The organism is Devosia sp. LjRoot3 (assembly GCF_964252865.1).
Lineage (GTDB): Bacteria > Pseudomonadota > Alphaproteobacteria > Rhizobiales > Devosiaceae > Devosia.
On sequence record NZ_CAXUPK020000001.1, the window covers coordinates 259,924 to 278,449 of the forward strand.

21 protein-coding genes are annotated in these 18,526 nt (G+C 62.0%); 9 read left to right on the forward strand and 12 right to left on the reverse strand.

What is annotated here, in order from left to right:
- The first annotated feature begins 15 nt into the window (after positions 1-15).
- Genes ACSQ2A_RS01270 through ACSQ2A_RS01280 form a run of 3 tightly spaced genes read left to right on the forward strand, consistent with a single transcriptional unit; the run spans position 16 to position 2,078 of the window.
- Entirely contained in the window at positions 16-690 is a 675-nt protein-coding gene (locus ACSQ2A_RS01270; protein ID WP_436070764.1) for a TetR/AcrR family transcriptional regulator, read from the forward strand.
- Positions 691-731: 41 nt separating this feature from the next.
- A complete protein-coding gene (locus ACSQ2A_RS01275) occupies positions 732-1,586 on the forward strand; it encodes a DMT family transporter (RefSeq protein WP_436070765.1) in 855 nt (284 codons plus the stop codon).
- 39 nt (positions 1,587-1,625) lie between these two features.
- Positions 1,626-2,078 carry a nucleoside deaminase gene (locus ACSQ2A_RS01280; RefSeq protein ID WP_295410727.1) on the forward strand — a complete coding sequence of 151 codons (453 nt, stop codon included), beginning with the start codon at positions 1,626-1,628 and terminating at the stop codon, positions 2,076-2,078.
- Position 2,079: 1 nt separating this feature from the next.
- Here the strand turns inward: ACSQ2A_RS01280 and ACSQ2A_RS01285 are convergent, their stop codons facing one another.
- From ACSQ2A_RS01285 to ACSQ2A_RS01300, 4 genes are all read right to left on the reverse strand, one after another.
- Positions 2,080-2,958 (reverse strand): patatin-like phospholipase family protein, encoded by an 879-nt coding sequence (locus ACSQ2A_RS01285; protein ID WP_295410729.1) that lies wholly within the window; start codon positions 2,956-2,958, stop codon positions 2,080-2,082.
- 142 nt (positions 2,959-3,100) lie between these two features.
- Entirely contained in the window at positions 3,101-4,375 is a 1,275-nt protein-coding gene (gene purD, locus ACSQ2A_RS01290; protein ID WP_436070766.1) for a phosphoribosylamine--glycine ligase, read from the reverse strand.
- A gap of 77 nt (positions 4,376-4,452) precedes the next feature.
- A complete protein-coding gene (locus ACSQ2A_RS01295) occupies positions 4,453-5,823 on the reverse strand; it encodes a glutamate--cysteine ligase (protein WP_436070767.1) in 1,371 nt (456 codons plus the stop codon).
- Between the two features lie 75 nt (positions 5,824-5,898).
- Positions 5,899-6,648, reverse strand: a complete 750-nt coding sequence (locus ACSQ2A_RS01300) for a 16S rRNA (uracil(1498)-N(3))-methyltransferase (RefSeq protein ID WP_436070768.1) — start codon at positions 6,646-6,648, stop codon at positions 5,899-5,901.
- 121 nt (positions 6,649-6,769) lie between these two features.
- On the opposite strand from ACSQ2A_RS01300, the gene ubiA reads away from it, so the two are divergent.
- Entirely contained in the window at positions 6,770-7,699 is a 930-nt protein-coding gene (ubiA, locus tag ACSQ2A_RS01305; protein ID WP_436070769.1) for a 4-hydroxybenzoate octaprenyltransferase, read from the forward strand.
- Between the two features lie 191 nt (positions 7,700-7,890).
- Here ubiA and ACSQ2A_RS01310 read toward each other — a convergent pair whose 3' ends face one another.
- Positions 7,891-8,406 carry a DUF6101 family protein gene (locus tag ACSQ2A_RS01310; protein WP_295410740.1) on the reverse strand — a complete coding sequence of 172 codons (516 nt, stop codon included), beginning with the start codon at positions 8,404-8,406 and terminating at the stop codon, positions 7,891-7,893.
- 273 nt (positions 8,407-8,679) lie between these two features.
- Between ACSQ2A_RS01310 and ACSQ2A_RS01315 the strand changes: the two genes are divergently transcribed.
- Entirely contained in the window at positions 8,680-9,549 is an 870-nt protein-coding gene (locus tag ACSQ2A_RS01315) for a 3'(2'),5'-bisphosphate nucleotidase CysQ (RefSeq protein ID WP_436070770.1), read from the forward strand.
- Entirely contained in the window at positions 9,542-9,787 is a 246-nt protein-coding gene (locus ACSQ2A_RS01320; protein WP_295410743.1) for a DUF4170 domain-containing protein, read from the forward strand. The genes ACSQ2A_RS01315 and ACSQ2A_RS01320 overlap by 8 nt, the downstream gene beginning before the upstream one ends.
- Here the strand turns inward: ACSQ2A_RS01320 and ACSQ2A_RS01325 are convergent.
- From ACSQ2A_RS01325 to ACSQ2A_RS01345, 5 genes are read right to left on the reverse strand one after another with little or no spacing between them, the layout of a single operon-like run.
- Positions 9,784-10,947, reverse strand: coding sequence for a hypothetical protein (locus ACSQ2A_RS01325; RefSeq protein ID WP_436070771.1), 1,164 nt, complete (start codon positions 10,945-10,947; stop codon positions 9,784-9,786). The genes ACSQ2A_RS01320 and ACSQ2A_RS01325 overlap by 4 nt on opposite strands.
- 2 nt (positions 10,948-10,949) lie before the next feature.
- A complete protein-coding gene (locus ACSQ2A_RS01330; protein WP_295410747.1) occupies positions 10,950-11,171 on the reverse strand; it encodes a DUF2093 domain-containing protein in 222 nt (73 codons plus the stop codon).
- Between the two features lie 48 nt (positions 11,172-11,219).
- Positions 11,220-12,836, reverse strand: coding sequence for an exodeoxyribonuclease VII large subunit (xseA, locus tag ACSQ2A_RS01335; RefSeq protein ID WP_436070772.1), 1,617 nt, complete (start codon positions 12,834-12,836; stop codon positions 11,220-11,222).
- Positions 12,837-12,867: 31 nt separating this feature from the next.
- Positions 12,868-13,299 carry a GNAT family N-acetyltransferase gene (locus ACSQ2A_RS01340; RefSeq protein ID WP_436070773.1) on the reverse strand — a complete coding sequence of 144 codons (432 nt, stop codon included), beginning with the start codon at positions 13,297-13,299 and terminating at the stop codon, positions 12,868-12,870.
- Between the two features lie 2 nt (positions 13,300-13,301).
- On the reverse strand, positions 13,302-14,189 hold the full coding sequence (locus ACSQ2A_RS01345; RefSeq protein ID WP_295410753.1) for a LysR family transcriptional regulator: 888 nt from the start codon (positions 14,187-14,189) through the stop codon (positions 13,302-13,304).
- 150 nt (positions 14,190-14,339) lie between these two features.
- Between ACSQ2A_RS01345 and ACSQ2A_RS01350 the strand changes: the two genes are divergently transcribed.
- Complete coding sequence (locus tag ACSQ2A_RS01350) at positions 14,340-14,603, forward strand: DUF1127 domain-containing protein (RefSeq protein ID WP_436070774.1); 264 nt, start codon at positions 14,340-14,342, stop codon at positions 14,601-14,603.
- A 160-nt stretch (positions 14,604-14,763) separates the two neighbouring features.
- Here the strand turns inward: ACSQ2A_RS01350 and ACSQ2A_RS01355 are convergent, their stop codons facing one another.
- Together ACSQ2A_RS01355 and ACSQ2A_RS01360 are read right to left on the reverse strand one after the other, a co-directional pair.
- Positions 14,764-15,009 (reverse strand): PilZ domain-containing protein, encoded by a 246-nt coding sequence (locus ACSQ2A_RS01355; protein WP_436070775.1) that lies wholly within the window; start codon positions 15,007-15,009, stop codon positions 14,764-14,766.
- 13 nt (positions 15,010-15,022) lie between these two features.
- Positions 15,023-15,526, reverse strand: coding sequence for an invasion associated locus B family protein (locus ACSQ2A_RS01360; protein WP_436070776.1), 504 nt, complete (start codon positions 15,524-15,526; stop codon positions 15,023-15,025).
- Positions 15,527-15,849: 323 nt separating this feature from the next.
- On the opposite strand from ACSQ2A_RS01360, the gene coxB reads away from it, so the two are divergent.
- Together coxB and ctaD are read left to right on the forward strand one after the other, a co-directional pair.
- Positions 15,850-16,779, forward strand: coding sequence for a cytochrome c oxidase subunit II (gene coxB / locus ACSQ2A_RS01365; protein WP_436070777.1), 930 nt, complete (start codon positions 15,850-15,852; stop codon positions 16,777-16,779).
- A 20-nt stretch (positions 16,780-16,799) separates the two neighbouring features.
- The gene (ctaD, locus tag ACSQ2A_RS01370; RefSeq protein WP_295410757.1) at positions 16,800-18,497 is read left to right on the forward strand and encodes a cytochrome c oxidase subunit I; all 1,698 of its coding nucleotides are present in this window, start codon (positions 16,800-16,802) and stop codon (positions 18,495-18,497) included.
- Positions 18,498-18,526: the final 29 nt, after the last annotated feature.

Below are 18,526 nucleotides of genomic sequence, written 5' to 3' on the forward strand. Positions count from 1 at the left end.
GAAACGGGGACGTGGATGGCAGACAAGGCAAGCGGTCGGCGCGGCAAGCGCGCGCAGGGGCAGGGGGCGGAAGCGCAGGGGAATGAACCGGGGCTGACGCGTGAGCGGATCGCTGCGACGGCCGTGGGCATGCTGGATGCGAACGGCCTCAATGGCCTGACCATGCGGGGACTGGCCGAGGCGTTGGGGTCAGGCGTCATGAGTCTTTACTGGCACGTCCAGAACAAGGAGGACGTGTTCGACCTGGCGCTCGATAGTGTGCTCGAATATCGCGGTCCGACGGCGCTGCAGGATTGGCGGGGCGATGTCGTGCATGTGCTGGAGGACTGGCGCGCCACCATGCTGCGTCACCCCTGGTCGGCATCGTTGCTGCCGCGCCGGGCGCTTGGTCCGAACATTCTTGTGCGCCTTGAGCGGCTGAGCAAATGCCTCTCGGCTGGTGGCGTATCGGATGCTGACGTAAATGCCGCCATCTGGTCGCTGTGGAACTATGTGATGGGGGCGACGGTGACGCGGGCCGGCTTTGGGCCTTCGGACGAGGATCGGGCTGCCTCCCAGCAGCGTTTGGCGGAACTGGGTGCTCTCTACCCCTCGATCGAGCACTCGCGTCTACTGCTCGATGACGATTGGGACGGCACGTTCCGTAGGGGTCTCGACTTCCTGCTCGACGGCATCGCGCCGAAGCGATGAGGCGTTGCGGTTTATCGCCTATCCTGAGGTAGAGGATATCCATGCGCATCATCATGCTGACAGTTCTGGCTCTGGTGGCCTTTGCGGCCAATTCCGTATTGGCGCGCCTGGCGCTCGCCTCGCCGGCCATTGACGCGGCGGGTTTTACCGGCGTGAGGCTGGCATCTGGGGCCATGGTTCTTGGCGTGCTGCTCTGGTTCAGAAATGGCTCGCCGCGAGTGTTGGTGCAGTTGACCGGTACTTGGACACAATCGGCTGCGCTCTTTGGCTACGCCATCTGCTTTTCCTTCGCCTACAACCTGCTCGGGGCCAGCATGGGGGCACTGATCCTGTTTGCCAGCGTACAGATCGGCATGGTGGCGCGGGCCGTCTCGGCCGGCGATCGGCCTGCGCCTCTTGAATGGATCGGCCTACTGGCGGCAGCGGGTGCCTTTGTCTATCTGGTGTCGCCGGGCCTTGCCGCGCCGCACCCGCTGGGCGCTGCGCTCATGATCCTGGCGGGATTGTGCTGGGCCGGTTATTCGCTCCTGGGGCGCGGTTCGAGCCAGCCGCTCTCCGATACAGCGGGCAACTTTATCCGCTGCCTGCCGCTGGCCGTGCTGTTGATCATTGTGGGCGTGTGGACCGGGGCGCCGCGCCTTGAGGGGGTAATCCTGGCTGTGGCCTCGGGCGCCCTCGCTTCCGGCCTCGGCTATGCCATCTGGTACGCGGCCCTGCCGCACCTGAGCCGGACCCGCGCCGCGGTGGTGCAATTGAGCGTTCCGGTCATTGCCGGTTTTGGCGCGGTGGTCTTTATCGGCGAGGCTCTGACGCCGCGTTTGCTCATCGCCTCGGCGGTCATTCTTGGCGGCATTGCTGTTGCTATCGTTCTGGCCGGACGGCGTCGCAGTGCCTGACCTCTTGCCGCTCACGCATTGCCCGTTTAGGACACGGCAATGACCCAATCCCTCGCCCCCATGGATCTCGCGCTGCGCCTTGCCCAAGAGGCGGCGGCGCTTGGCGAGGCACCTGTTGGCGCGGTGGTGATGGAGGGTGAGCGCGTGCTTGCCGCGACGCGCAATCAGATGCAGGCCCTGGGTGACCCGACGGCTCATGCGGAAATGCTGGCCATTCGCGAGGCGTTGAAAGTGCGCGGCACCGGACGGCTTGATGGCTGCGATCTCTATGTGACGCTCGAACCCTGCGCCATGTGCGCGGGGGCCATAGCCCATACCCGCCTGCGCCGGGTCTATTTCGCGGCCGAGGATATCAAAGCCGGGGCGGTGGAGAACGGGGTCCGGCTGTTCGACCAGCCGACCTGCCACCACAAGCCCGAGGTGATCGGCGGGGTTTCGGCCTCGCGCGCCGAGGCCATGCTGGTGGACTTCTTCCGCAAGCTGCGAAGCTAGCCTAGCGCTGATTGCTCTGGATCGGCTCGACCTTGTTCTGGATATAGTCTTCGATCTTGCGCGTCAGCATATGCTTGAAGCGGTCTTTTTCCGATTCCACATGGGTGATGATTTCGCGCACCCGCCAGAATTCCATGGCGCCGAAATTGGCGACATGGGGCCGGATATAGATATCGGGCGGATAGGCGGCCATGGAATGGGCGATCAGCGAATGCATCATGATCTGCGCCGAGCCGAACCAGATGTCGAGCGGGCGATGGTCAGTCTTGTTGATGCCCACAGATGGGTCGCCATTGACGTCGATGCCGATGAGGAAGTCCGTGCCGATATCGGCCTGGTCAAGGGGCAGCGGATTGACCACGGCACCATCGACCAGGATGTGGCCGTTGTGGACGATCGGCTTGAAAATGCTCGGCATAGAGATGGAGCCGGCAATGGCGGGGCGGAGGGGGCCCGAATTGAAGACGACCTGGTGCCAGGACTGGAAGTCGGTTGCCACGACATAGAGCGGAATCTTGAGATCGCTGAAGTCGTTGGGGAAGTTCGGCGGCGTGAAGGCATCGACGATATGGGTAGCGTCGAGCTGCATGGAGATGCCGTTGCGCAGCAATCCGCCGAGGCCCTTGATCTGGGTCGACCAGAGTTTGGTCGCGATGGTGCGCAGGGTGCCCAGCACTTCAAAGGAATGTTCGCGCAGTTCCTTGCCGGTCATGCCGGCGGCCCAGCCGGAACCGATCAGCGCGCCGATGGACGTGCCTGAGATGACCGAGGGCCTGATGCCGAGCTCGTCCATCGCCTCGATATAGGGGATATGGGTGAGGCCACGGGCGGACCCGCCGCCCAGGGCAACGCCGATCTTGGGGCCAGATGCAATGCTCATTCCGCTTCGCTCCCTTCCCTTGGAGCGCAGCCGGTCCACCAGCACCTTGCCTCGCATTTGCAGCGGGGTCAGCTTGCGATCCGGCGGCGTCTCGTCGAAGACGGTCCGACGGGAGTGTAGGCCCGCAAGATTGAGGAAAGGTTCAGGTCTGTTCCCTGGCGATTTCACGCCAGCCGATATCTCTTCGGGAGAAGCCTTCTGGCCAATCCACTGCGTCAACGCCTCGATAAGCACGGTTCTGTGCCTCTCTCACCGAATTACCGAGCGCCGTGATATTGAGCACGCGCCCACCATTGGCGAGTAAACGGCCCCCGTCGCGCTTCGTTCCGGCGTGGAACACGGTCAAATCATCCGTATCGAGGCCGTCGGCGCCGTTGATCTCGCTGCCTTTGCCATAGTCACCCGGATAACCCTTGGTCGCCATGATAACCGTCAACGCATAGGCGTCTTTCCAGATCACATCATGACCCCCAAGGGTGCCGGTCGCGGTGGCATGGAGGAGGGGCAGCAGGTCGCTTTCCATGCGCATCATCATCACCTGCGTCTCGGGATCGCCGAAGCGCGCATTGTATTCGACGAGTTTTGGACCATCCTCGGTGAGCATGAGGCCGGCATAGAGAACGCCCTGATAGGGCGTGCCGCGTTTGGCAAGGCCCCGGGCGGTGGGTTCGACGATGTACTGCATCGCGAACTCGTACTGTTCGCGGGTCATGACGGGGGCGGGGGAATAGGCGCCCATGCCGCCGGTATTGGGGCCGGTATCGCCGTCGAAGGCGCGCTTGTGGTCCTGGGCGGTGGTGAGGGGAAGCAGGGTTTCGCCATCGCAGAGGACGAAGAGGCTGACTTCTTCGCCTTCCATGAATTCCTCGATGACGACAGCGGCGCCGGAAGCGCCAAAGGCGCCGGAGAAGCAGTCGATGATGGCCTCTTCGGCCTCTTCGACGCTCATGGCGACGGTGACGCCCTTGCCGGCGGCAAGGCCATCGGCCTTGATCACGATCGGCGCGCCCTGGGTGTAGATATAGCCAAGGGCCGAGGCTTCATCCTCGAAGCGCGCGTAGCCGGCGGTGGGGATATCGAATTCGTCGCAGAGGGCCTTGGTGAAGCTCTTTGAGCCTTCGAGCTGGCCGGCGGCCTTCGACGGGCAGAAGCAGGTGAATCCGGCAGCTCTGAGATCATCGCCGAGACCGGCAACGACCTGCGCATCGGGGCCGACGACGACGAAGTCGATGTTTTGGGCCTTGGCGGCAGAGATGACGGCGGCGTGGTCGGTGATGTCGACCGGCAGGTTCTCGGCAATGGCTTCAGTGCCGCCATTGCCGGGCATGACGAAGAGCTTGGTCAGCTGCGGCGACTGGGCGATTTTCCATGCGAGGGCATGCTCGCGCCCACCCGAACCGATGACCAGAACCCGCATCTCGTGCCTCCATGCCGTGTTGCGGGCGTGATGCACGAGAGTGACGGGAAGGGCAAGAAAAAGCTGGTAGGCGAGACCTACATCTCGGCTTCTTTGAAGATCGGCGTCACATCGCCGTTCCACTCGTTGCGGAATTTGTCGAGCCAGCGACCGGCCTGGGATTTTCCGGTGCGCACCGTCTCTTCGAGGCAGGCGAGGTGGATGGTCTCGTCCTGGCCCTTGGCATTAAGGCGATTGCGGCGCACGAGGCCGGCTTCGGCAATGCCGACGGCCTGGGCGGCAGCATCAAAGATGCTCGAGCGGTCGAAGGGCGTCGTGAGGCCGAGGCGCGGGACTTCGCGGCGGAGATAATCGCGATCTTCCTGCGTCCAGTTGCGCGTCAGTTCCCAGGCAGCTTCAAGCGAGACTTCATCATAGAGAAGGCCGGTCCAGAAGGCGGAAAGGGCAGTGACATGGGCTTCATCGCCCATATCGGCGCCGCGCATTTCGAGGAACTGTTTTAGGCGCACTTCAGGGAACAGGGTGGAGAGATGGTCCTCCCAATCTTTCACCGTGGGCTTTTCACCGGGCAGTTGGGGAAGCTCACCCTTCAAAAAGGCGCGGAAGCTTTCGCCGGCGACGTTCACGTACTGGCCGTTGCGAATGACAAAATACATCGGCACGTCGAGGGCGTGGTCGGCATATTGCTCGAAGCCAAAGCCTTCTTCGAAGGCAAAGGGCAGCATGCCGGTGCGGGCATTGTCGGTGTTGAGCCAGATATGGCTGCGGAAGCTGAGATAGCCGGTGTCGCGGCCATCGGCGAAGGGCGAATTGGCAAAGAGCGCGGTGGCGATGGGCTGCAGCGCCAGGCTGACGCGCAGTTTCTTGACCATGTCGGCTTCGTCGGAGAAATCAAGATTGGTCTGGACGGTGCAGGAACGGTACATCATCGAGGTACCGAGCGTGCCGACCTTGTCCATATAGGGCGTCATGATGCCATAGCGCGACTTGGGCATGACTTCGATTTCATTGACCGCCCAGAGCGGGGTTACCCCGAGGCCAAGGAAATGAATATCGAGCGGGGCGGCGACCTTTTTGGCGACGCGCATGTGCTCGGCCATTTCATCGGCCGTGCCATGGAGCGTTTCCATCGGCGCGCCGGAAAGTTCAAACTGGCCGCCGGGTTCGAGCGAAATGCCGCCGGCAACTTCATTGTTGCGAAGGCCGATGGGGTTTTCGCCATCGTAGAAAGGATGCCAGCCGGTTTCCTTCTCGATCCCGTTGAGGAGGGCACGAATGCCGTTTTCGCCCTCATAGGCGACGGGGCGCAGGGGATCGGTGTGGAAGACGTGTTTTTCGTGCTCGGTGCCGATTCGCCATTCGGAAGCGGGTTTGCTACCGCGTTCCATCGCTTCGATCAGGTCTGCGCGCGATTCAATCAGAGGCGAAGCAGTGTCGGCGCCGGCCATGTGATCCTCGTCTAAAGGGTGAGGTCTAAATTGGGCCGGCACCATAACGAGCGCAAGCCGGAATGCAATCGGCTTTTATCGCCAATCACCGATGATAGCTTGAATGACGGCCATTGCAGCAACCGCGGCGGTGTCGGCGCGCAGGATACGCGGGCCGAGGCTGATGGGGACGACGAAGGGAAGCGAGCGGAGTTTTTCGCGCTCCGCATCGGAAAATCCGCCTTCGGGGCCGATGAGGAGGCCGATTTTTTGGCCTTTGAGGGCGGAGAGCGCTTCGACCGGCGAAGATGAGGCTTCGCCTTCGTCAGCAAAAATCAGCTTTCGGTTTTCGTGGGTCGTGGGCCAATCGGAGAGCAGGCGCTCAAGGGTGATTTCATCGGCAATCGTGGGAACGGAGAGCACTTCGCACTGCTCGGCGGCTTCCACGGCATTGGCGTGGAGGCGCTCGGTCTTGAGGCGATGGACCTGAGTATATTGGGTCATCACTGGTTGGATCGTGCCGGCGCCCATTTCGACGGCCTTCTGGATCACATAGTCGAGACGTTCGTTCTTGAGCGGGGCAAAACCATACCAGAGGTCGGGTTTTTCGGTCTGGGGCGCGACTTCTGCGACGACGGTGAGCGTGACGGATTTTTTCGAATCGCTGGTCAGCCGGCAGAGCCAGGCGCCATCGCGGCCGTTGAAGAGCACCACTTCATCGCCGACGCTCTTGCGCAGCACGGCGGCGAGATAGAGCGATTGGTCCTTGTTGAGTGCGACTTCGCCGCCCTTGGCGAGATCGGCATCAACGAAAAGGCGGGGCAGGCTGGCGTGGCTACGAGGCATTTTTCTTGGGACGCGGCAGCGTGCCGCGCCCTCCTCTTTGGATGGGCTTGGCATCAGGTCTACTTTGTCTCAAGCGATTGGAGTAGACCTCTGGTGAGTCGAACCGCGAGGTCATGGCACCATGTCCGATATTCATTCCGCACCCGTTGCTGACGCCCAAAGGGACAATTGGGTCGATCGCCATGCGCCCGATTGGCTGAAACCCTATGCGCGACTGGCGCGCTGGGATCGGCCGATCGGCTTCTGGCTGCTGTTCTGGCCCTGTGCCTGGGGTCTGGCGCTGGCGGCGGTGGAAATTCCGGAACGCGGCTTTGGCTGGGTCTCGGTCATTCTCATGTTCATCGGCGCCGTGCTGATGCGGGGCGCGGGGTGTACCTTTAACGACATCGTTGACCGCGACATCGACATGAAGGTGGCGCGCACGCGGCTGCGGCCCATTCCCTCGGGGCAGGTGACTTCGCAACAGGCACTGGCTTTTTTGGTTGCCCAAGCGCTGCTTGGGGCGATCATTCTCTTCCAGTTCAATCGCTTTACGGTCTGGGCGGGCGTTGCTTCGCTGGTGCTGGTGGCGATCTATCCGTTCATGAAGCGGATCACCTGGTGGCCGCAGTTTTTCCTCGGCCTCGCCTTTTCCTATGGCGCGCTGATCGGCTGGACCAGCGAAACCGGTGGGCTCTCCTGGCCGCCGATCCTGCTCTATCTTGGCACCATCCTGTGGGTGATCGGCTATGACACGATCTATGCGCTGCAGGATGTCGAGGATGATGCGCTGGTTGGCGTCAAATCCACGGCGCGGCTGTTCGGTGCCAATGTGAAGCCGGCGGTCTCGGCGCTTTATGTCGGGGCGGTGATCTTGTGGCTGATGGCGGCGCTGTCGGCGGGAGGCGGATTTATCGCCGTCGCGCTGATGCTGGTGCCGGCGGCGCTGCTGGCCTGGCAGGTCTATACGCTTGACGCCGACGTGGTTGAGAACCCGCTCGTGCGGTTCAAGAACAATCACTATGTGGGGATTGCGCTGACGCTGGCTCTGCTTGCGGACTGGGCTTGGTAGCAGCGCAGGCGACCCATCCAGAAGATCGCCACCCTCGGGCTTGCCCCGAGGGCTCTGTACTTACCGCGGTCAAGTGAAGTGTCCTCGGGTCAAGCCCGAGGATGACGTTCAGTGGTTGCCCCAGAAAACGCCAAAGGGACCAGCCGCACCACCAGCTGATCCCATCGACGTTGCCCTTGGAGGGGGATTTCTTAGTTGTGCTCGACCTCGCCGGGCTTCCGGCGATTGAGGAAGCGCGGGCGGCGCGCTGCGTCGGCTGCAAGCTTGCGGCGGGGTGCGGTCTCGCCGACCATCACGCCATCGACCTGCTGGCTATAAGGGAGATAGGAGCCGTCGCCGGCCTTGATGAAGAGCGGCAGGCGGAGCTTCTTGCCCCAGTTCTGCCATTCGGCCACGACGTTGTGGTTCCCTTCTTCTTCGAAAACCTTGTAGGTCAGCTCGCCATCGGGATGGACGAGTTCGATCGCGCTTGTCAGCACGCCTTCTTCGGAAATTCGGGTGGCTACGGCCACGCCGATGAATTCAGTAACCGGCACCTTGATCTTGATGGCAACACCGCTCTGTTCGAGCTGCTTGCGCACTGTCACGGTCTTGACCGGATCGCGGGGCCCATTGTCGTTTGCCGCAACGAAGCGGCGTTCCGCCAGTACGGGCTTACCGAAAGCAAGGACGACTGACGATCCTTCCATCGCAACGCCATGAACCATTTTCTAGCCTTCCTGTAACTTCGAGAGCTGTTTTTTGCGCTCCGTTTGTGAGGGCAATCTACCGCGTCCCCTTACCCAGCGCCTTAATGGGTTCGGTTAAGTTTATCTTGTCTTGGGAGGGTGGTTAGCAGGGTGTTGCACAGTGCAACGAGCAGTTTACCCAATCGCGTTGGGTCTTGTTTACCCTGCCATATTTGGGGGTTTCTCCATCAGACAATGGGCCATCGCCGTGCGGGCCTTGTCCAAAAGTCGTACGAGGCATAAAAGCCGCCTATGCCGGCTTTCGCCCCACCTTATCAGGACGATCTCGAACTGCTTCGCGCCACTGCCGTGGCTGCGGGCATCATTGCCTCGGGCTATTTTCGCCGCGACATAAAGAGCTGGACCAAGGGCAATGCCTCCCCGGTGAGCGAAGCCGATATCATTGTCGACCGCTATCTTGCCGCGAGCCTTCTTACCGCGCGCCCGGCCTATGGCTGGCTCAGCGAGGAAACCGCTGACAATCCCAGCCGCCTTGATTGCGATCGCGTCTTTATTGTCGATCCCATCGACGGCACGCGCGCTTTTCTCCAAGGCGAGGATTGCTGGACGGTGTGCCTGGCGGTGGTCGAAAAGGGCGTGCCGGTGGCCGGCGTCGTTTATGCCCCGGCGCGCAATGAAATGTATGAGGCGTGCCTGGGTGGAGGTGCACGGCTCAACGGCGAGCCGCTGGTGCGCAACCGCCGGGCCGGAGCGCCGCCGCTGATCCCCGCGCCGGGCGCCGTGCATCAGGAATTGCAGGAAGGCGGGCTCAATTATACGCGCGGGCCCATGTACCCCTCGCTTGCCTATCGGCTGTTGCAGGTGGCGACGGGAAAACTCGACGCGGCCGTGGCGCGGCGCGGCAGTCAGGATTGGGATATTGCGGCGGCGGCCGTGATCCTGAGGGAAGCAGGGCTTGATCTTGCTGACGTGTGCAGCGGCTTCCCACAATTTAACAGACGAGATGTGCGCCATGGGGCGCTTGCGGCGCTTTCCGACATGAGCCTAAAACCTCTCGTCCATGCGGCGCTGATCAAGGTCTATGGCTGCCCGGCCGAGCCCTTGGCAGAGGCCGAGATTTCCTCCTCCTCCCAACTCAGTGGACCCTTGAGCGATGGCTGACAGCAAAGCGACTGACAAGCAACTTCTTCACCTGGTGATCGGCGGCGAACTTTCGAGCATCGAGCACGTCACTTTCGCCGATCTCGACAAGGTCGATATCGTCGGCCTTTATCCCAATTATGCTTCGGCACTGGTGGCCTGGCGGCAGAAGGCGCAGCTGACCGTGGACAGCGCGCAGACGCGCTATTTCATCGTTCACCTGCACCGCCTGCTCGATCCGGAAGCAACCGGCGTCTAATTTTCTACCGTGGCCGGGGTTGTGATCTCGGCCACGATCGCCTCCATCGCGCCGGGTCCGCCAATGCGAGACCGGCCGATTTCGGCAAGGCGCATGCGCTCGGACATATTGGTCAGAAGGCCATAGACGGCCGCTGACACATCGATGGCCTTGGCTTCGGTGACGATGCGCGCTTCCCCAAAAAGGTTCTGCTCGTCATTGAAGCGCGAGCGTCTATCGCGCGGATTGATGAACGTGATGGCAGGGCGGCCGAGGCCGAGCGACTGGATGGTCGCGGTGCCGGCCTGGCTGAGGACCACGTCCGAGGCTTCGACGAGATTGCCCATGGCAACGCCGCGGGCCATGTGGACGGTGAGATTGCCGTCGCTCAATTCACCGAGATCATCGGATTCTGTGCTGAGCAGCGAGGTTCGGCGCAGGCTTGCGGCCTTGGCCAGTTCCTCGACATTAACGCTGCCGGCGACAGCAAGAAAAACGTCGGGACGTTCTTCTTCCGGGATCAGGCGCAGGGCGCCGATCTGCAGGGCAAAACTTTCGGCCGTCAGGGCGCGGCTGCCGGGGAGGAGGGTGACGGCGAGCGGAGCGCGGCGGCGGGCCCTGGCGTCATAGTCGCCGTGGGGAATGGCATCCATCATGATATTGCCCACGCAGCGCGCGTCGACGCCAGCGGCGCGGAGCTTTTCGCTGAGGCGGTCGCTGCGGCAGAACACGGTGCGGCAGGTCTGCTTGATGGCCCAGACTTCGGCAGAGGAATAGAGACGGGCGGCGCCGGTCTTGTAGACGTCGAGATAGATGAGATCGCGCAGGCCCGTCGGCAACGCGGCGAGAATGCCGACCATGTCGCCGATGACGATGATCTTGTCATAGTGCCCGCGCACCGAGCGCAGGAATTTCAGCGCCGGCGGGACAGTAAGAAGGCCGCCGCTGACGACATCGCGGCGCAGCGAGCCCTTTACGTTGCGCCAACCTTCCGAGGCGAGCGTGGCACGGGGGCCGACAATGCGGCAGGCGCCCTCATAGGACTTGCCGCTGCCGATCATGGGATAGGCTTCGACGTGAGCTTGTCCGGTAAGGCGCCGGACCAGGGCCGCGCCGATGGCATCTTCTCCATGACCATTGGAAATGACGAGGTAGCGTTGACGCGTCGCTGCCTCCATCACGCTCAGTTGCCTCGGCCGTAGCGGACAAAGGCCTCGTGGGCGGTCGATGCATCGGCATAGGCCTCCTGCCGGTCGACGCTCCAATAGAAGAGTTCATCGAGGGGAATTGGCTTGCCGCTGATGGCACAACGCACGAACGTCCCCTGCTTGAGGACGACATAGTCCCCATCAAGGTAGCGCACCGTCGCTTCGGAGGGTGAAAACCCCTTGTCGAAGATATTCATCGTCCGTGTCCTTCCGAATTATTCCGATATAGAGCGGAAAGCGGACAATCAAAAGAGACTTTCCTGCGACCCGTCGTCCGATGGTGAACGCGGTGCCTTGCGCTTTTGCGCCGGAGCGCCGGCAACATTGGCGCCGACTTCGCCATCGGCGAAGGTCAGCTTGATCGGATCGCCGGGTTTGAGGCCCGAGGCGCTGCTGATCACGTCGCCTGTTTCGTCCTGCACCAAGGCATAGCCGCGGGCCAGAACGCTGCGATAGCTCAGGGTTTGCAGCAGTTTTTCCAGCTGTCCCAGCTTTTGCCGGCGCTCGACAGTGATGCGGTCTGGCGTTTGGGCGAGACGCTGCGTGAGTGGGCCAAGTTGGCCCTGCAACTGACGCAGTTCGGCGCGCAGCGGTTGCGGCGAGAGGCGCGGGGCCAGCCGGACGAACTGGGTGCGTTTGCGTTCGAGCGCCTGGCCGACCGAGCCCGTGAGACGCGCAGCTCGCGGATCGAACGTGAGGCGGGCGCGCTCGGTGGTCTTATGGAGACCGGCGAGGGCCCGGTGGTCGAGATTGTCGATGCGGCTCAGGAGTTCCGCGTGGCGCTGGCGTACGAGGCGCGGCTGGATGGCACCGGCAAGGCGCGAAAAGGCGAGACGCCGATCTTGCACGAAATGACGAAGGCCACCGGAGAGGCGGGTTCCCGCCATATCGAGGCTTTGACGCTGCGTGGCGATGAGATCGGCAGGGCGCGGCAGGCCGGCACTGGCGGCGCGCAGGCGATCCTTGAGGCTGAGAAGACTGCGGCGGGCGGCCTGGCGCTGGCGGCTTCCCTGATCATCGACATAGGCGATAAGTTCGGCGCGGACGGGGACGGCGGCTTCGGCGGCGGCAGTCGGGGTTGGAGCGCGCATGTCCGAGGCATAGTCGATCAGCGTCGTATCGGTTTCGTGGCCGACGGCGGAGATGACGGGAATGCCGGAGGCGGCGACGGCGCGCACCACGGCCTCTTCGTTAAAACCCCAAAGATCTTCGATGGAGCCGCCGCCTCGGGCGACAATGAGAATGTCGGGGCGCGGAATCGGACCATTGGGAAGAAAGGCATTAAAGCCTTCGATGGCGTTGACGACTTCGGGGGCGCAGGTTTCGCCCTGCACGCGCACCGGCCAGACGAGGACGTGGCTCGGGAAACGATCATCGAGGCGATGGAGAATGTCGCGGATGACGGCGCCGGTGGGCGAGGTGATGACGCCGATGACCCTGGGCAGATAGGGCAGAGGGCGCTTGCGTTCGCGGGCGAACAGGCCCTCGGCGAGGAGCTTCTTGCGACGCTCTTCAAGGAGCGCCATGAGTGCGCCGGCGCCGGCCGGTTCGATCTGCTCGATGACGATCTGGTATTTTGACGAGCGCGGGAAGGTCGTCAGCCGCCCGGTGGCAATGACTTCGAGACCTTCCGCGGGCTTGAAAGCGAGGCGGCCGTAGCTGCCCTTCCAGATGACGGCGTCTATGGAAGCAGCGTCATCCTTGAGGGTGAAATAGGCGTGGCCGGAGGAATGCTGGCCGCGAAAACCGGAGATTTCGCCGCGCACGCGGACGTGGCCGAACTCATCTTCGACCGTTCGCTTCACCGCCTGGGCGATTTCGGAAACGGTAAATTCGGCAGCGTTGGTCAGGACTTCTGGCATGGTGACTTGGTGCGGGAAATGCCGCGCCGGGTCAAGACCGGCGGTACTCGAAGTCGGTGAAGCCGTCTTCGTCTTCCTCACCTTCCACAAAGCCGCAGCGCAACATCAATGCGGCACTGGCGACATTGCCGCGCTCGATGCCGGCGAAGAAGCGGGTGATGTGAGAGTAGGCCGGCTCTGCCATGAAGGCGGATAGAATGGCACGCCCGATGCCGCGGTTGCGCAAGCCCGATGCGGTGACCACAGCGAAACTGGCGCTGTTGTCGGGATAGGTCTCGCAGTCGAGAAGGCCAACCGGGGTGGTTTCATCGAGAGCGAGATAAAGTTGGCGATCTGGGCCCTGTAAACCAAAACCCAGCGCGGGCCACTCGCGCCCGCCCAGCCAGCGCTGCGTTTCCGCGTCGTCGAACCAGGGCTCGACGAGCGGTAGATCGCTTGCATCTAGCGGCTTCAGGTGCAGCAAATCTACTCCGCAGCCTCCGCCTGATGCGGATGTTCCAGATTGCCCATGGACTGCACGATGTGGTTGGCGAGCGCATCATAGATGCCGCCATAGGCGTGGCTGGCGCGCATCAGTGCCATTTGCGCGTCGGGGAGATGGGGCAGGCCGTGTTCGTCGGAGACGACGCGCATGCCCGGCTGCAGGGCGCTTTCGGGCAGGAAGCCGATGGCGAGATCGGAGAGCACGGCCGAGGATATGGCCGTGGCATTGGAAGACGTATAGGCGATGCGATAATCGGTGCCAGTGCGGTCGAGCGCATCCATGGCGTCCTTGCGCCAGATGCAATATTGCGGCCCGCAGGCAATGGCGACCGGTTCGCTGGCGAGCGCGCGCCCGCCATGGCTCGCCACCCAGAACATCTTTTCGGTGCGGAACAGCTCGCCAAAATTCTGCTCGGTGCCCTGCGTGAAGACGATGAGATCGTAGCGGCCCGAACGCATGCCTTCGAGCAGATGCTCCGAGGCCATGCAGGACACGTCGACGACGATTTTGGGATGGGTGCGCTGGAAGCTCGACAGGATTACCGGCAAGAGACGCACGGCATAATCGTCCGGCACGCCGAAGCGGATCGAGCCGGCGAGATCGCCATCTGAAAAATGATCGAGGATTTCGGCATTGGTGCGCAGCATTTTTCGCGCGCGCTCATAAAGCACTTCGCCGTGGTGGGTGAGGGTGACGGTGCGGCCATCGCGCGAGAGCAGGGCGTGGCCCAACCGCTCTTCGAGGCGCTTGATCTGCATCGAGACGGCGGACTGCGTCTTGTTCACGCGGCGGGCGGCCTCGGTAAAACTGCCGCAATCGGCAATGGCGCAAAAACTCTGCAATTGGTCGAGATCGAGTGGAGCGGCCATGGCGGATCTCCCATCACTCATTTTGATTGAATGGATGAAATCTATTTGTTGGACGAATGGAAGTCCAGCGGGTTATCACATCATCATCGCCCGAAAAGGCGTCCCTCCCGCCGACCTCCCTTCGGCACAACAACATTTTGGAGATTTGAGATGGCTCTCTCGCTGCCCGGCGAGCGGTCAGTTTCGGCCGCCATGCCGACTACCCCCTTGCGCGCTTTTTTTGCTTTTGTCGCGAAGGTGAATGCTGATCGTCAACGCCGGACCGTGCTGAAAAGCCTGCTCGATCTCGACTCGGATCGCCTGCGCGATCTTGGCCTCTCCCATGCCGATATTCACAACGCCATGTCAGCGCAGTCTGCGCGTGCCTCCACCATGGTGCTTAACACAGCCCGAGCCCGCCAGGCTCTGCGCTAAACTATTCGTCTACGCTCTTCGGGCGTGGACGTATCCCTTGGACCGATCACGATGTGCTCGTTCCATCTCCCGGGCCAGTTTTGCCGCTGGTCCCGTTTCCTGAAAACTTAACCGGGCTTGTGCTTGCACTCGCCCGGCTTTTTTTATTTTGGGTGGCGGACTAGAGAAACCGCACGCCGAGTTCGGTTTCGGTATGCCAGATCGTTTCGCAATCGAAATTGCGGCCATCGATCATGGATAGCCGAAACCGGTGCGGCAGGCCGACAATGCTGGTCACGACCAGCTTGGCGCCCTCTTCGGAAAGATTTCGCACCGTGCAATCGAAGGTCGAGTGCCCGTCATTGGTCACGATTCGCCCGCCCTTGAGCGTGCGACTGCGATGCGATTTGCGGCGATCGTCTTCCATACTCTGTCCTGGGTCAGGGCAGGGCGGCAAAGCCTTCGGAAAATCCTTCGAGCGACACCGGAATGCCGACGCCTTCTTCGGGCGTCTTGAAGACGACGAAAATGGCGCTCGTGCCCTTGGACAGTACGTCGATCAGGCCGTCATCGAGCTCGACTTCGGCAACGCAGCCATTGGGGAGGCACCGCACGAAGGCGACGCGACCCATATCGGTGCCATCGACATTAAGGCCAAGACCATTGGGCAGCAGCACGCCGAGCGGCGCGAGGACGCGCAGGAGTCGGGCTTCACGATCGGCCGTGCGCAGCACGATGACCGAGAGGCCGACATTGGGCTGGTCTTCGGCCATGACATTCTGAATGATGGCGCATTGTTCGGAGCTGGCGCCGGGCGGGGTATCGCAGCTCATCTGCCAGTCGCCATATTCGCCACGGACAGTGCCCTGCGCCATGGCCGGCGCGGCGCCTGCAAATGCGGTTAGCGCCAGAGCCAGGCCCATCAGCCGCTTCGAAAATTCCATCACTCTTGTTCGTCTCCTGCCGATTTGCGGGCGCGGGGCGTTTGGGACCTGTTTGGGTTATCCGCAAAGGCCTGTCAACCAAAGGCGTGTTTGAAGCGATCTGGCAGCGAAACTGCGGCACGCTTGAGGCAAAGGCGTCCGATTTTGTCCAGTTTTAAACAGTCGGAAGTGTGCGATGCCCCGATAGACTCGGTCCGAGCAATGTGATTTAGGTCGAACCAGAGTTTTACGCTCCGAGGTTGAGTCGGGGCGGCGTGAGCTATGCCGCTGTTTTCCTCTCTCTTTCTCGGTGCACGCCACCAGAATTGGTTAACAGGGGGTTTATGGTGACCGGTCAGTTCGTGAGGAAGTTGGGTGCCGCCGCGACGGCCATGCTGGCGCTAATGCCCGCTTTCGCTTCCGCCCAGGAAATCGGTAAGGGCCATCCGGAGCCGGGCCAGTTCCACCTGCAGCAATCGGTTACGCCGATCATGGATTCGATCGTGGCATTCCACGACGGTCCGCTGATGTGGACGATTACGCTTATCGTGCTCTTCGTGCTTGCACTGCTTATTGTCATCGTGCTGCGCTTCAACGCCAAGGCCAATCCAGTGCCGGCGCGTTTCACGCACAATACGCTGATCGAAGTGATCTGGACGGTCTTGCCGATCGTCGTTCTGATCATCATCGCCATCCCGTCCTTCGGCGTGCTGTCCGACCAGCTCACCGTGCCCGATGGCGAGCGCAAATTCCTTGGCGCCAACATCTTCTCGTTCGGCGAAGTCGAGGTTCCGGCCGCATCTCTCACCATCAAGGCCTCGGGTGAGCAGTGGTACTGGAACTACGAATATGTCGACGACGGCGTTGCCTTCGACTCCAATATCCTTGGCGCTGCCGTTGACGGCTATGTCCAGACGGTCAAGCCGAACCAGCCGCGCCTCCTGGCTGTGGACAATGAACTCATCGTGCCGGTCGATACCACCGTGCGCATGCAGGTGACGGCGAGCCCCTCGGGCGTGATCCACGCCTTTGCCGTCCCGTCCTTCGGTATCAAGATCGACGCCGTGCCGGGCCGTCTCAATGAAACCTGGTTCAACTCGCGCGAAACCGGCATTTTCTATGGTCAGTGCTCGGAACTGTGCGGCAAGGACCACGCCTTCATGCCGATCGCCGTGCGCGTCGTCACCGCCGAAGAATATCAAGCCTTTATCACGGCCTTCAAGGAAAGCCGTGACTATGCCAGCGCCGTCGCCGTGCTGCCGGCTATTCAGTAATAGGGTCAGGGGAGACCACAATGTCAGAAGCAGCACACCTCGAGGCCCATGCCACCGGGCATGACCACGCCGCGCACGACCACCACACACCCACGGGTTGGCGTCGTTGGGTCCTGTCGACCAATCACAAGGACATCGGGATCATGTATCTCGTGTTCTCGATCGTCGCCGGTATCGTCGGCGGCCTGCTCTCGGGCTTCATGCGCATGGAGCTGCAGGAGCCGGGCATCCAGATTTTCCATGGCCTTGCCTCCATGGTCTATGGCATCTCCGACCCCTCCGGCTCGATCGACGCCGGCAAGCAGATGTTCAACGTCTTCACCACCGCCCACGCCCTGATCATGGTGTTCTTCATGGTCATGCCGGCGACCATGGGTGGCTTTGCCAACTATTTCGCCCCGCTGATGGTGGGTGCGCCGGATACCGCTTTCCCGCGCATCAACAATATCGCCTTCTGGCTGCTGCCGGTGGCGTTCATCCTCCTGCTGATGAGCCTTTTCTTTGAAGGCGCTTCGGGCTCGACCGGTTTTGGTGGCGGCTGGACCGTCTATCCGCCGCTCTCGACCGCAGGCCACCCTGGTCCCGCCATGGATTTCGCCATTCTCTCGCTGCACGTTGCCGGCGTGAGCTCGATCCTGGGCGCGATCAACCTGATCACCACGATCCTGAACATGCGCGCCCCGGGCATGACCATCCACAAGATGCCGCTCTTTGCCTGGTCGGTGCTTGTGACGGGCTTCCTGCTGCTGCTGGCCCTGCCGGTTCTGGCCGGCGCCATCACCATGCTGCTCACGGACCGCAATTTCGGCACCACCTTCTTCGCGCCTGAAGGCGGCGGTGACCCGGTTCTGTTCCAGCACCTGTTCTGGTTCTTCGGTCACCCCGAAGTGTACATCATGATCCTGCCGGGCTTCGGCATCGTGTCGCACATCGTCTCGACCTTCAGCCGCAAGCCGATCTTCGGCTACATGGCCATGGCCTATGCAATGGTCGCCATCGGCTTTGTCGGCTTCGTCGTGTGGGCCCACCACATGTACACCACCGGCATGAGCCTTGACGTGCAGCGCTACTTCGTTGCTGCGACCATGGTCATCGCCGTGCCGACCGGTGTGAAGATCTTCTCGTGGATCGCCACCATGTGGGGCGGTTCCATCACCTTCCGCCTGCCCATGCTCTGGGCCATTGGCTTCATCTTCCTGTTCACCGTTGGCGGTGTGACCGGTGTGGTGCTCGCCAATGCCGGTGCGGACCGTGCCCTGCACGACACCTATTATGTCGTGGCGCACTTCCACTACGTGCTCTCGCTCGGCGCCGTGTTCTCGATCTTCGCTGGCTGGTACTACTGGTACCCCAAGATGTTCGGCTACATGTACAACGAGTTCCTGGGCAAGCTGCACTTCTGGACCATGTTCGTCGGCGTGAACCTGATCTTCTTCCCGCAGCACTTCCTTGGCCTCGCCGGCATGCCGCGTCGTTACATCGACTATCCGGATGCCTTCACGCTGTGGAACCGCGTCTCGTCTGTCGGCTACTACGTGACCTTCGTTGCAATGATCATCTTCTTCTATGCAACCTGGGAAGCCAGCCGCAAGAAGCGCCCGGCCGGTGACAATCCGTGGGGCGATGGTGCAACGACGCTGGAATGGACGCTGAGCTCCCCGCCGCCGTTCCACCAGTTCTCGACGCTGCCCAAGATCGACTCGACCAACGCGCACTAAGTCGCGGCGACAAAGCAGGCGGATCGCGC